Here is a 13,355-nt window from a genome sequence, read left to right as displayed (position 1 = left end):
TTGTTCCGGCAATGATTCTGTGTAGCTTAGAAAAATTTCTTGAGTTAGAATCGCAGGCTAATAGTGCAAAAGTCAAGTTTTGCATCCGCGGTAGTATCCGATTACTTACCTTGCAAACACCATGAAAAAAATCACCGCACTTCTCGTGCTCGCAGGCCTCGCCCAGACCGTCCAGGTCGCCACCGCGGCGGAAATCGTGGGCAACGCCCAGAACGCCAAGGCCAAGGTTGAAATGTGTATCGGTTGTCATGGAATTCCGGGCTATAAAGCCACCTTCCCGGAAGTGTTTCAGGTGCCGATGATCGGCGGACAGTCGGCCAAGTATATTGAAAACGCGCTGCAGGCCTATAAGAAGGGCGATCGCAAGCACCCATCCATGAAGGGCATCGCCGCCAGCCTGTCGGACCAGGATATCGCCGACGTTGCAGCCTTCTATGCGCAGCAGACGCGCACCGCCGCGAAATGAGGACCGCCACTATGAAAAAACTGATCGCCGCACTGTTCTGTTCCACCCTGTCGTTCGCCGCCGTCGCTGGCGGCAATGTCGCCGCCGGCAAGGCCGTGGCCGACAAGTACAGCTGCTTCACCTGCCATGGCAAGGATTACAACTCCCCGATCGACCCCAGCTATCCGAAGCTGGCCGGCCAGCACAAGGATTACCTTCAGCACGCGCTGATCGGCTACAAGCGCGGCGATGGCGCCAACGGCCGCAACAACGCCATCATGACCGGCCAGGTCAAGCCGCTGACCAATCAGGACATCAAGGATCTGGCGGCGTATTTCAACAGCCTGCCGGGCAGCCTGGTGGTGCACCGCTAGGCCATCGCGGTGACCTCCAGCCCCGAAAAGCCACGCATTGCGTGGCTTTTTTGCATCTTTTTGCCGATTTTTTTGCGCCCGTCTACGTAGTTTCTTCCGCCTTCCTTAAGTGTTATCCCTCATCTTGCGCCAACCTTGCGCTGCTAAAATCCTCTTTCTTGATAATATCTATGGACACTCGCTCAATTCTATTGTCGGTTTTCGCCGCCAATAAGCATTGGGCAAGCATCGGCAGCCGTCACCCTCTTCGTCCGCGCGCAGTCACCGCCAAGGACGACCAGCCACCTTCGAATGCCACTTCCCGGCGCCATCGCGTGCGGGATGGCCGGTAACGCCAGTCCCGAATACAGTCAGTACCTATGAATGGAGTTACGTATGCGTAAGTCATTATTAATTTTGATGTCGTGCCTGATCCTGGCGGCATGTAGCAAATCGCCGGCGCCCTCAGCCGACAAACCGGTCGACGTGCTGTTGGTCGGCGCCGGCACCATGAGCGCCACACTGGGCGCGATGCTCAAGGAAATGGACCCGAGCCTGACCATGGCCATCTACGAGCGCATGGATTCGGTCGCCGCCGAGAGCTCCGATGCGATGAACAACGCCGGCACCGGCCACTCGGCCTTCGCTGAGCTGAACTACACGCCGGAAGCGGCCGACGGCCACATCGAGACCAAGAAAGCGGTCGAAATCAACGAGCAGTTCGAGATTTCCAAGCAATTCTGGGCCTACCAGGTCAAGAACAAGTACATCGGCGCGCCGCAAACCTTCATCAACAACGTGCCGCACATGGCCTTTGTCTGGGGCGACGACAACATCAACTTCCTGCGCAAGCGCTACGCCGCGTTGCAGAAGGAAAACCTGTTCAAGGGCATGCTGTACTCGGAAGATCCGGCCGTCATCCAGCAATGGGCGCCGCTGATCATGACCGGCCGCGACAAGGGCCAGAAAGTGGCCGCCACCCGCATGGAAATCGGCACCGACGTCAATTTCGGCAACCTCACGCGCGCGCTGGTCAAGCACCTGACCGACACCCACGGCACCACCCTCAACCTGCGTCACCAGGTGGAAGACATCAAGCGCGGCACCGACGGCAACTGGAACGTCACCGTCAAGAACCTGGCCGACGACTCGGTCAAGACCGTGCGCGCCAAGTTCGTCTTCATCGGCGCCGGCGGCGGTTCGCTGCCGCTGCTGGAAAAATCGGGCATCCCGGAAGCCAAGGGCTACGGCGGCGTACCGGTCGGCGGCCAATGGCTGGTCACCACCAACCAGGCGCTGATCGACCAGCACGCGGCCAAGGTGTACGGCAAGGCGTCGGTCGGCTCGCCGCCGATGTCGGTGCCGCACCTGGACACCCGCATCATCGACGGCAAGAAAGCGCTGCTGTTCGGCCCGTTCGCCACGTTCTCGACCAAGTTCCTGAAAAACGGTTCGTGGCTCGACCTGCCGGCCTCGATCGACAGCGGCAACGTCCGTCCGATGCTGCAAGCCGGCTACGACAACATCCCGCTGACCAAGTATCTGGTCGGCCAGGTGATGAACTCGCCTGAAGACCGTCTGGCCGCGCTGAAAGAGTACCTGCCGACCGCCAAGCTGGAAGACTGGACGCTGCAAAACGCCGGCCAGCGCGTACAGATCGTCAAGGACGACCCTGAAAAAGGCGGCCTGCTGCAGTTCGGTACCGAAGTGGTCGGTTCGGCCGACGGCAGCATCGTCGCGCTGCTGGGCGCCTCGCCCGGCGCCTCGACCGCGCCGCCGATCATGATCAAAGTGTTGCAGACCGCGTTCAAGGCCAAGCTGGCCACGCCGGAATGGGACGCGAAGATGAAGGCCATGGTGCCGTCCTACGGTCACAAGCTGAACAGCGATCCTGTGCTGGCGAACAAGATTCGCCACTACAGCAGCGACATCCTGGGTCTGAAGGCGTTCACCTTGGACGAGCCGGCAGTCGCCGCCGCTCCGGCGGAGACCGCAGCCAAGTAAAGCAAGCCGCCGCAAAGACAAAAGCCACGCAACCGCGTGGCTTTTTTCATCCGTTGTTTTATTTGATGCGGCGCTTGACGGCTTCGATGTAGGCGTCGCCGTCCGGCGGGGTGCCGGTGCGCTGGGCGTTCCAGATCATCTCGCCCAGGCATTCCATGATCTCGTGCTGCGCTTCGTGCGCGGAGTCGAGCTTGAGGGTGAGGGCGGTGGCGGCGTCGCGGATGCCGCGCGGCTGGTCGATCGAGATCTGCTCGTCGATCGACAGGTGCATCGACAGGTGCAGGAAGGGATTGGCTTGCGCGCCCTCCACCGAGTAGTCGCGCGACAGCGCCGTGTCGACGTCGGCCAGTACGTCGTGGTATTCGGGGTGGTGGCGCGCCCAGTCGGCCGCCATCGCTTCGAGCGGGGTGAGGATTTCGTTGGCCCGCTGCTTGCGGTAGGCCTCGCAGAAGAAGCGGCGGACGTCGTCGGATGATGGATTGAACATGCCGCCATTGTACCTCCGGCGAAAAAAAAGCGGGACAGTGTGCCTGCCCCGCTTTTTTTGTTGTGGTCCTTGTTGCTGTCTTTATTGCCGTCCTGCTAACCGTTCAGCTGTCGCTTTTGACCGGCTCGGCCGGCCCTGCCGCGACGGCGGCCACGGTGGTCGCGGTGGCCGTTGAAACCGCCTCGGCCGGCGCGCAGGCCGATCCCGGTGGTTCCGGGTTCGGACGCGGCGCGTGCGGCTGGCGCAGGTAGCGCGAGCCGTGCTGGCGTCGATCATGGCCGTTGGCCGGCCAAGTCAGGAAGCGCGAGAGCTCCTGCAGCGCGCGCTGGTAGACGTCGCGCTTGAACTCGATCACCACATCGAGCGGCACCCAGTACTCGTGCCAGCGCCAGGCGTCGAATTCCGGATGGTCCGTCAGGCGCAGGTTGACGTCGTTGTCGCGCGCGCACATGCGCAGCAGGAACCAAATCTGCTTCTGCCCACGGTAATGGCCGCGGATTTCCCGCTTGATGAAATGATCCGGCACCTCATAGCGCAGCCAGTCGCGGGTGCGGCCGACGATTTTTACGTGCTCGGCCCGCAGGCCGATCTCTTCCTCCAACTCCCGGTACATCGCCTGCTCAGGCGTTTCTCCGTATTTGATGCCACCTTGCGGAAACTGCCACGAATGCTCACGCACGCGTTTGCCCCACCACACCTCGTTCTGGGCGTTGAGCAGGATGATGCCGACGTTGGGCCGAAACCCCTCCCGATCGAGCATATTGCACCTCAAACTTTCTGCGACTGAGCTCCCTGCTTATATTTTTGCCCATAAAAAGACTCTTCGGCTGGGTTTTCGGGGTACGAAAACGGTCGAAGGGCCATCTATTGAACGCATTTGTATAAAGTATGGACGCATCAGCCAGCTAATCCTTTAAAATTAGGTTGATTATAACTCTCTCTTTTTAAAAAGAATTCACCGTATGCGCGCCTCACGATTTTTTATTTCCACGCTTAAAGAAGCGCCTTCCGACGCCGAGATCGTCAGTCACCAGTTAATGATGCGCGCCGGCATGATCAAGCGCCTGGGCTCGGGCATCTACACGTACATGCCGATGGGCCTGCGCGTCATCCGCAAAGTCGAAGCGATCGTACGCGAAGAGATGAACAAGTCCGCCGCCATTGAGCTGCTGATGCCGCTGATCCAGCCGGCCGAACTGTGGCAGGAAACGGGCCGCTGGGACAAGATGGGCGCAGAGTTGCTTCGCATCAAGGATCGCCACGGCCGCGAATTCGCCTTCCAGCCGACCGCCGAGGAAGTCATCACCGACGTTGTCCGCTCGGAAATTAAATCGTACCGTCAACTTCCGTTGAATTTTTACCACATTCAGACCAAGTTCCGCGACGAACGCCGCCCACGCTTCGGCCTGATGCGCGGCCGCGAGTTCACCATGAAGGACGCCTACTCGTTCGACCGCGACCTGGCCGGCATGCAAGCGTCGTACAAGATCATGTATGACGCCTATGTGCGCATCTTCAACCGCTTCGGCCTGAAGTTCCGCGCCGTGGCGGCCGACAACGGCGCCATCGGCGGCACCGGTTCGCACGAATTCCACGTCATCGCCAGCACCGGCGAGGACGCGGTCGTCTACTGCCCGACCTCCGACTACGCAGCCAACATGGAAGCGGCCGAAGCCTTGCCGCTGAACGCCACCCGTCCAGCCGCCGCCCAAGAATTGACCAAAGTTTCCACGCCGGACGCCACCAAGTGCGAGCTGGTCGCCGAGCAGCTCAAGCTGCCGCTGGCGCAGACCGTCAAGACGCTGGCGCTGACCGTCGAGACCGAAAAAGACGGCAAAGTGGCTAAACAGTATTTCATGTTGCTGCTGCGCGGCGACCATGAGCTGAACGAAGTCAAGATGGGCAAAGTGGCCGGCCTGGCCGATCACCGCTTCTCGACCGAGGCGGAAATCCTGGAAGTGTACGGCTGCGTGCCCGGCTACCTGGGTCCGATCGGCACCAAGGCCGCTGTCACCGTGGTGGCCGACCGCACCGTCGCCAACATGGCAGACTTCGTCTGCGGCGCCAACGACGCCGGCTTCCACTACACCGGCGCCAACTGGGGCCGCGACGTGGCCGAACCTGCCATCGTCGCCGACCTGCGCAACGTCGTCGAAGGCGACGCCTCGCCCGACGGCAAGGGCGTGCTGGCGATCGAGCGCGGCATCGAAGTGGGCCACGTGTTCCAGCTCGGCACCGCGTACTCGGAATCGATGAAGGCCACCTTCCTCGACGAGAACGGCAAACCGGCGCCGCTGCAGATGGGTTGCTACGGCATCGGCATCACCCGCATCCTGGGCGCGGCGATCGAGCAGAACTTCGACGACAAGGGCATCATCTGGCCGACATCGCTGGCGCCGTTCGAACTGGTGCTGTGCCCGATGGGCATGGACCGCAGCGAAGCGGTCAAGGAAGCGGCCGAGAAGCTGTACGCCGACGCGCAGGCGGCCGGAATCGACGTCATCCTCGACGACCGTGGCCTGCGTCCGGGCGGCATGTTCGCCGACTGGGAGCTGATCGGCGTGCCGCACCGCGTGGTCATTGGCGACCGTGGCCTGAAGGAAGGCAACCTGGAATACCAGGGCCGCCGCGACACCGAAGCGACCGCCGTGCCGGTGGCCGATGTGATCAGCTTCATCCAGGGCAAAATGTCGCAGTGAACAAATGTAGTCTAGCCGGCGCATTGTTGGCTCTGGCGCTGTCATCGATGATGGCGCCGGCCGCGCAAGCCGGCAATCAGAAGGAGGAGGCGCTGGCCGATTCGGTCCGCGTCGCCCTCGCCAACAGCATCAAGGATGCGACGCCGCCGCGCATCACCTTCCGTAACGACGCCGAACGGCTGCGTTACGAAGGCTGGCTGGCGCAGATGTCGGCGCGCCTCAAGCGCAAGCTGCCCGACGAGCAAACCCGCCATGAATTCCTTGCCACCGTGTGGTACGAGTCGCGCCGCGCCGGGCTGGAGCCGGGCATGGTGCTGGGCCTGATCCAGGTCGAATCGGCGTATCGCAAGTACGCGGTCTCGCTGGTGGGCGCGCGCGGGTATATGCAAGTGATGCCGTTCTGGACCAACGTAATCGGCGACCGCGACCGCAGCGCCCTGTTCAATATGCAAACCAACTTGCGGTACGGCTGCGCGATCTTGCGCATGTACATCGATATGGAAGGTGGCAACCTCTACCTCGCGCTGGGCCGCTACAACGGCAGCCGTGGCAGGCCGCAATACCCGAACGCCGTACTCACGGCGTGGAATAATTGGAAGTAGGAACGTCTTCTAAACCACGTAGGGCGGATTAGCGAAGCGTAATCGGCCATGGTTGCGCCGTCGGCGGCTCGTCGATGGCCGATTACGGCGTTCCGCCTAATCCGCCCTACGTGGTTCAGAATTTGTCTATGTCCCAGGCCCCAGTATCAAAATACCCTGAAGTGACGAGATGTTCTCGGGATCGGACCAGCTGCCGAGCAGGCGCCCCTCACTGTCGAATTCTAATAACTGCCGTCCTTTGCCGCCGTTGTCCGGACCGTGGCCCTGCCAGTTGGCGACGATCAGCCGCCCATCGTCCAACTGCTGGAAGGTGGCGTAGAAAAACGGCGCGACTTCCGCCGGCACGTCGGCTTCGCCACCAAACGTTGCAAGCAACTCGCCTTGCGCGTCGAAGCGCGCCATGAAACCACCATATCCGGCCGAGACCAACGTCGTGCCGTCCGCGCATTGCTCCGCCTTCCACGCATGAAAGAAGCCCGGCGCCCGCAACTCGCGCACGGCATTGAGCGCGCTGTCGGTCTCCAGGATGTGATCGTTCATGCACAGCAGATAGCCGCCGCCGGCCGTGCGCCGCATCAGCCGCACGTAGTCGCCGTCGCGGCGGGCCGTGTGCGTCAGTTTGAAATCGCGGTCCAATGTCAGCACGTTGATGCCGCCGGCGCCATCCAGGTTGTAGCCTGCCACCAGCGTCGAACCATCGTCCAGACGGCACACGGAGGTGACGTCGCTCCAGCGGTCGCACGAGGCCAGTACTTCGCCCGTGCCGATCCGCAGCTCGAAGAAGCCACGTTCAAAGCCGATCAACACGCGGTCGTCGTCAAGGCGCTGCATGTCGCGCGCCAGCGGGAAGTCGGCCAGATCGCGCGACCATAGCGCCCCCGGACGCGTGGTGTCGACCAGGGAAATGCGCTGGCGGCCTTCGTCGATGGCGAGCAGTTTGTGTGTCAGTGTCATGTGTTGATGTCCTCGTTACCAGTAGGGTTCCCACGTGCGGCTCAGGCGCACCAGGGATTCGAAATAAAAGTAGTCGCCCCAGATGCAGCTTTCGTCGATGCCGATGCGGTGCGGTTTGTGATAGACGGCGTGCCGTAGCAGCCCGCCGCCGGCCGCGCCGCTCGTGTCCGCGTAGTGTTCGGACAGCTGCCGCACGGTGCGCAACGCGGCGGCCTCGTAATCGGCGCGCAGCGGGTCGAGCAGCGGCAGGTTCTTGGCCAGCTCCAGCAGGCCGCAGGCGGCGATGGCGGCGGCCGAGCTGTCGCGCTCTTCCTCGCCCGACGTGAAGATCAAGTCCCAGTAGCAGATGCCGTCTTCCGGCAACCGGTTCAGGTAGTAGTTGGCCAGCACCTTGGACAAGTCCAGCAAACGCGTGTCGCCGTTGTGGCGGAACACCAGCGGGAAGCCGGAGATGCCCCACGCCTGGCCGCGCGCCCAGCACGAGTCGTCGGCGAAGCCTTGGTGCGTCTTGCCGTGGCGCGGCAGGCCGGTGGCCGTGTCGAAGAAGAAGGTGTGGAAGGTCGAGCCGTCCGGCCGCACGATGTGGCGCGCCGCCATGTCGATATGCCGGTCGGCGGCCTGGCGGAAGCGCAGGTCGCCGCTGTGCTCGCTGGCCCAGTACAGCAGCGGCAGGTTGAGGTTGCAGTCGATGATCATGCGGCCGCTTTGCTCGGGATCGTTCAGGTCGCCCCACGCCTGGATGATGCCGGCGCGCGGCTGGTAGCGCTCCAGCAGCAGATGCGCCGCGCCCATCGCCGCCTCGGCTGCGACGGCGCTGCCGGTGAGCTTGTACGCCGACACGCACGACAGGCTGTACAGGAATCCCAGGTCGTGGTGGTTGACGTTGATCTTTTCCGCTTGCCGCTGGTGGAAGCTGAGCACGTGGCGCTCGGCGGCGTCGCGGTAGCGCTGGGCGCCGGTCGCTTCGTAGGCCAGCCACAGCATGCCGGTCCAGAAGCCGTTGGTCCATTCGATATTGCCGATGGCCGGGTAGACGCCGGCCGTGCTCGATGGCGCCGGGAACTCGTCGCCGAAGTGGGCCAGGTTGCGGTCGATCGACGCCAGCGCCTGGTCGAGCGCGCGCGTGAGCATCTGCCGGCTTTGCTGGTCGGGCGGGGTGGCGCCTTTCAACGGTTCGATGACGGCGGCGTTCAGGGATACGGACATAGGTTTTCCTTGATGATCACAGAGTCTTTTGCAGTGGCTCGACGGCGTCCGCGTCGCGGTCAGCCTGGGGCTTGCTGGCGCTGCGGCGCGGCGTTTCGGCCGGCGTCGGTTCCAGCGCGAAGGCCGACAGCACCAAGAACACCAGTCCCAGTCCCGCCAGCACCAGATAAGTCGAAGGGAAGCCGATCAGGTCGTAGCTCTTGCCGACCATCGGCGACAGGATCGCCAGCCCCAGCGAGTGGCCGAAGCTGACGCCGACCATGTACAGGGTGGAGGCCAGCCGCGTGTCGAAGTGGTGGGCGATGTAGCGGAAAACCGATACCACCAGTATCGGCAACTCGACCGAGTGCAGCATCTTCAGCACCGAAATCGACACCGGCCCGACGGCGAAGCTGGAGCCGCCGATGCGCAGCATCATGATGGCGCCGGCCAGCATCAGCCCGTTCTTGGCGCCGATGCGCTTGACCAGGATCGGCGACAGGAACAGGCCGCCCGCCTCGATGAAGATCTGCGCGGAGTTGAGATAGCCGAACATGGCCGCGCCCATTTGCGGCGTCGGGAACAGCGAGGCGAAGTAGCTGGGGAATTGCTGGTCGAACACCAGATACAGATTCGTCACACCCAGGATGAACACCATGAAGCGCCAGAACTTGGGATCGCGCAGCAGGCCGAGCGCGTCGGCCAGCTTGACCTTGTTCGCTTCGGTGACGGTGCCGGTGTCGGTCTCGGTGCGCCACACCAGCAGCATGATAATCATCAACAGCCCGGCGCCGGAGGCGATGAAGAAGTTGATGCCGGGATTGATGTTGAACAGGTGGCCGGTCATCATCGCGGCGCTGGCGAAGCCGAGCGAGCCGCACAGGCGCACGCGGCTGTATTCGAAGCCGTAGCGGCGGCCGATGCGGTCGACATACGATTCGATCGCGTAGCTGCCGGCGATGAAGGTCACGCCCAGGTAAAGGCCGCCGATGGCCGCGCCCAGCAGCAGGTTGGCCTTGAGCAGCGGCGCGTAGACGAACATGAAGAACAGGCCGCACATTGTGCACAGCGCGCTGACGGTCCACAGGATGTGCTTGCGCATGCCCACCTTGTCGGAGATGAAGCCGTAGATCGGCTGCGAGCACATCGCGGCGACGAAGTTGGCGGCGAACACCACGCCGGCCTCGGTGCCGGACAACTTCAGCGTGTTGCGCAGCCACAGGGTCAGCAGCGAGATGCTCATCGCCTGCGCAAAGAAGTACACAAAGACGAAGACGCTCAGGAACCGGAAATGCGATTGGGTTTGGGTCATGACGGGTTCCTGTTATGGCTGGGCCGGGGTGATCCAGATGGCGACGCCACCCGAGGCCGACAGCTTGGCCTCGATAACGCTGGAGGCATCGACCGCGCGCCGCTCGATGCCGACCTTGGTCGTTGTCGGTGCGGCTGCGTCATCTGCATAGAGGGTGGCCTGGTACTTCTTGCCCTTTTCCAGGAAGTTCAATGGAATGCTGACGTTGCGCGCATCGTTGTTGGTGATGGCGCCGATGAACCAGTCGGCGCCGCTGCGGCGCGCGACCGTGACGGATTCTCCCGGCTTGCCCGAGATAACCTTGCTCTGGTCCCAGCTCACCGGAATCTTGTCCCAGAATTCCAGCTCCGGCTCGTTGTTTTCCTTTTCGGGCCGGTCGTACCAGTACAAGGTCTGCAAGGGGCTGTAGTAGATCGCCGCCAGCGCCAGCTGATGCGCATGCGTGGTTTTGATGCGCGGATCGAAATAGCAGATCGTGTAGTCGGCCGCACCGGCCAGATAGCGGGTGAACGGCAGCACCGTGTTATGCGTCGCGTCGGGCATTTCCTCGTTGCCGCGCACGCCTTCGGAAGTCAGCAGGTTGGGCCAGGTGCGCTGTTCGCCGGTGGGGCGCCAATCGTCATGGATGTTGACCATGATCTGGGCATCAGCCGCCTGCTGGATGGCCTTGTTGACCCAGGTGGACCAGCGGTGTGAGCCGACCTGGGCGAACCCGAATTTCACGCCTTTGACGCCCCAGTCCTTGTAGGTCTTGAACAGCGTATCCGACTGCGTCAGCAGCGCTTGCTGGTTGACGTAGAGCCAGATGCCGACGCCCCGGTCCTTGCCGTATTTGATGATCGCCGGCAGGTCGAAGTCCGGTATCGCCACCTTGGTCGCGTCGGAATCGAAGGAGAAGGCGGGGCCGTACCATTTCCAGTCGAACAGCACGTATTGCAGCTTGTGCTTGACGGCGAAGTCGATGTTGGCCTTGGCGGCGGCGGTGGTCTGCGTCATCACGCGCATGATCTTGCCGGGCTTGATCCAGTCCGGCTTGGCGATCTTCGACGGCGGGTTGAGGTTGAGGATGAAATGGTTGTTGTCGACCAGCGCGCCGGCAGATTCTGCGATCATGATGCCGCGCCATGGCGTGGCGAACGGCGAGATCAGGTCGGCCGGGTCGTGCATCGCGGTGACGATGGTGTTCGGCTTGGTCTTGCTCAGTTTGAACTTGGTGCGCGAGTAGTCGACCATTTGCGCTTCGAGCAGGGCGACGTGGATGCCGCCGAGCACTTCAAGCGTCAGCGGGCGTTCGGCTTCGTCGGGCCAGTTGGCCAGTTCCAGCTTTTTGTACGGCGCCTGCGCCCAACCGGCAAACCAGGCTTTGGTTTCCACCGGCAGGGTGAACTCGGTGTTTTCCTGCGTGACGCGGTAGTAGCTGCCTTTGGGGTTTTCCGGGAACACGAAGCGGAAGGCGGCGCCCTCGTTGTAGGCGCGCACTTCCAGCTTCATCGTGTAGTCGGGATTGTCGTCCTTGACCATGTTCACGGTCAGCTGGTTGTAGTTGTCCGGAATCTCGGCTTGTTCGCCGTGCAGGGGTTTCCAGGTGGCGGCGTGGGTGGTGGTGCTGTTGCCGGTGATGGCCAGGTTGTCGAACCATTTTTTGTGGCGGTCGATTTTGAGCGCCATCGAGCTTTCGGACAGGTGGTTGTCCAGTTGCAGGTCCAGCAGCGAATCGAGGATGACGGGCTTGTGTTTGTAGTTGACGCGGTAATACAGCTGCCGCTCGCCGGTGGCTGCCGTGGTTTGATAGAAGATGTACTGCAGGTTCTTATCGGGCGACTGCACGGTGGCCAGATGCTGTTGCTCCGCCGCGTGGCTCTGCGCAGCAACCGCAAGCAGCAGAACCAAGATCATGCGCGGAGACACGTAGGGCGGATTAGCGCAGCGTAATCCGCCAATGCATGCGTCGCCGACGGTTCGAAGATGGCCGATTACGGCGTTCCGCCTAATCCGCCCTACGTGTCTCCGTAGTAACGCGTGGCTTGTGTGGGCCAGTGTATTCATTCTTGTCTCGTTTATAGTTGTCTTATGGATCGATTGTAGACTGTCAGGGCTCGCTTGCGATCAGATTGAGCACCTCATAACATGCGCCCATCGTGTGGTAATCCACCTTCCCGGCCGGGCTCTTCTGATTACTGAGCTTGGCGTTCGATGGACCCAGCACCCGGTACCACGCGCCATGTTCGTGGTCGACAAAGTGCTCCCAGCTATACGCCCAGATCTTGTCGTACCAATCCCAATACCTCGGATCGCCGGTTCGCTCGGCCAGCATGGCCGCCGCCGCGAAACTCTCGGCCTGCACCCAGAAATACTTGTCGCCATCGCAAATCTCGTCCGCAGGCCCGAAGCCATAGAAAATCCCCCCATGCTCCGCATCCCACGCCTTGCCCAGCGCAATGTCGAACAATTGCGCGGCGCGTGGCGCCATCCACTCAACCTCGCCGTCGAGCGCCACCGGATGCCGCTCCAGCTGCAACAGCAGCTTGGCCCATTCGGTCAGATGCCCCGGCTGGTAACCCCACGGACGGAAGATGTTGCTCTTGTCGTGGCGGTTGTAGTGCCAGTCCACCGACCAGTCGGCCTGATAGTGTTCCCAAATCATGCCGCCGGCCAGCCCGGCCTGGCGCATCGTGATATTGCGCGCCAGGGTGACGGCGCGCTGCAGATAATGCGTCTCGCCCGACGCCTCGAAGGAGGCGATCAGCGCCTCGCAAGCATGCATATTGGCGTTCTGCCCGCGATACGGATCGAGCACGCGCCAGTCGGCGCTGGCCTGGTCGGCGTACAGCCCGTGTTCGGGCTGCCAGAAGCGCTTCTCCATCAGATCGAACGTCTCCTTCATATAGACACGCGCCTCCGTGATGCCGGCCGCCAGCGCCTGCGAGTACGCCAGCAGCACGAACGCCAGGCCGTAGCAATGGTTGTCGCCGTCGGTGACCTGCTTCTTGCCGTCGCGCCACGACAACTGCCACGCGTAGCCGCCGGTGCGCGCGTTGCGGTGCACGTTGCGCAGGAAGGCGACCCCGTGGTGTACCGCTTCCAGATAGGCCGGGTCGCGGAACTGGCGGTAGGCTTTGGCGTAGTTGAAGACGAAACGCGTGCTGCTGACCAGGTGCCGCGTGTGGTGGTCGTAGACGGTGCCGTCGTCCAGGAAGAAGTGGAAGAATCCACCGCTCGGGTCGATGCAGCGCGGGTGGTAGAACCGCATGGTGTGCGCAATGTGCGACAGCAGCATGTCGCGCGAGCGAAAGTCGGGATGCATGGTCCGGTTC

General features: G+C 62.3%; 12 protein-coding genes. 5 read left to right on the top strand and 7 right to left on the bottom strand.

What is annotated here, in order from left to right; translation table 11 throughout:
* Positions 1-121: 121 nt before the first annotated feature.
* The 3 genes from NHH88_29655 (at position 122) to mqo (ending at position 2,802) form a co-directional block, all read left to right on the top strand.
* Positions 122-466 carry a cytochrome c gene (locus tag NHH88_29655; protein ID USX13766.1) on the top strand — a complete coding sequence of 115 codons (345 nt, stop codon included), beginning with the start codon at positions 122-124 and terminating at the stop codon, positions 464-466.
* 11 nt (positions 467-477) lie between these two features.
* On the top strand, positions 478-819 hold the full coding sequence (locus NHH88_29650; GenBank protein USX13765.1) for a cytochrome c: 342 nt from the start codon (positions 478-480) through the stop codon (positions 817-819).
* Between the two features lie 375 nt (positions 820-1,194).
* On the top strand, positions 1,195-2,802 hold the full coding sequence (gene mqo / locus NHH88_29645; protein USX13764.1) for a malate dehydrogenase (quinone): 1,608 nt from the start codon (positions 1,195-1,197) through the stop codon (positions 2,800-2,802).
* Between the two features lie 58 nt (positions 2,803-2,860).
* Here the strand turns inward: mqo and NHH88_29640 are convergent, their stop codons facing one another.
* Complete coding sequence (locus NHH88_29640) at positions 2,861-3,289, bottom strand: DUF1841 family protein (protein USX13763.1); 429 nt, start codon at positions 3,287-3,289, stop codon at positions 2,861-2,863.
* Between the two features lie 103 nt (positions 3,290-3,392).
* On the bottom strand, positions 3,393-4,049 hold the full coding sequence (locus tag NHH88_29635; protein USX13762.1) for an RNA pyrophosphohydrolase: 657 nt from the start codon (positions 4,047-4,049) through the stop codon (positions 3,393-3,395).
* Between the two features lie 202 nt (positions 4,050-4,251).
* Here NHH88_29635 and NHH88_29630 point away from each other — a divergent pair, with 202 nt between their 5' ends.
* Both NHH88_29630 and NHH88_29625 read left to right on the top strand, forming a co-directional pair.
* On the top strand, positions 4,252-5,988 hold the full coding sequence (locus tag NHH88_29630) for a proline--tRNA ligase (GenBank protein ID USX13761.1): 1,737 nt from the start codon (positions 4,252-4,254) through the stop codon (positions 5,986-5,988).
* A gap of 47 nt (positions 5,989-6,035) precedes the next feature.
* A complete protein-coding gene (locus tag NHH88_29625) occupies positions 6,036-6,590 on the top strand; it encodes a lytic transglycosylase domain-containing protein (GenBank protein ID USX17474.1) in 555 nt (184 codons plus the stop codon).
* A 126-nt stretch (positions 6,591-6,716) separates the two neighbouring features.
* On the opposite strand, the gene NHH88_29620 is transcribed toward NHH88_29625, so the two are convergent.
* The 5 genes from NHH88_29620 to NHH88_29600 form a co-directional block, all read right to left on the bottom strand.
* Positions 6,717-7,544: a hypothetical protein gene (locus NHH88_29620; protein ID USX13760.1), complete on the bottom strand. Its 828-nt coding sequence runs from the start codon at positions 7,542-7,544 to the stop codon at positions 6,717-6,719.
* A gap of 15 nt (positions 7,545-7,559) precedes the next feature.
* Entirely contained in the window at positions 7,560-8,750 is a 1,191-nt protein-coding gene (locus tag NHH88_29615; protein USX13759.1) for a glycoside hydrolase family 88 protein, read from the bottom strand.
* A gap of 16 nt (positions 8,751-8,766) precedes the next feature.
* On the bottom strand, positions 8,767-10,041 hold the full coding sequence (locus NHH88_29610; protein USX13758.1) for an oligosaccharide MFS transporter: 1,275 nt from the start codon (positions 10,039-10,041) through the stop codon (positions 8,767-8,769).
* A gap of 12 nt (positions 10,042-10,053) precedes the next feature.
* Positions 10,054-11,937, bottom strand: coding sequence for a glycoside hydrolase family 97 protein (locus tag NHH88_29605; GenBank protein ID USX13757.1), 1,884 nt, complete (start codon positions 11,935-11,937; stop codon positions 10,054-10,056).
* Between the two features lie 193 nt (positions 11,938-12,130).
* Positions 12,131-13,345: an AGE family epimerase/isomerase gene (locus tag NHH88_29600; protein ID USX13756.1), complete on the bottom strand. Its 1,215-nt coding sequence runs from the start codon at positions 13,343-13,345 to the stop codon at positions 12,131-12,133.
* Positions 13,346-13,355: the final 10 nt, after the last annotated feature.

The sequence above is a fragment of the Oxalobacteraceae bacterium OTU3CAMAD1 genome, assembly GCA_024123915.1.
In the GTDB taxonomy this organism is placed as follows: Bacteria; Pseudomonadota; Gammaproteobacteria; order Burkholderiales; family Burkholderiaceae_D; genus Rugamonas.
Note: the sequence above shows the minus strand (reverse complement) of the source record. Positions and strands in the feature narration are given on the sequence as shown.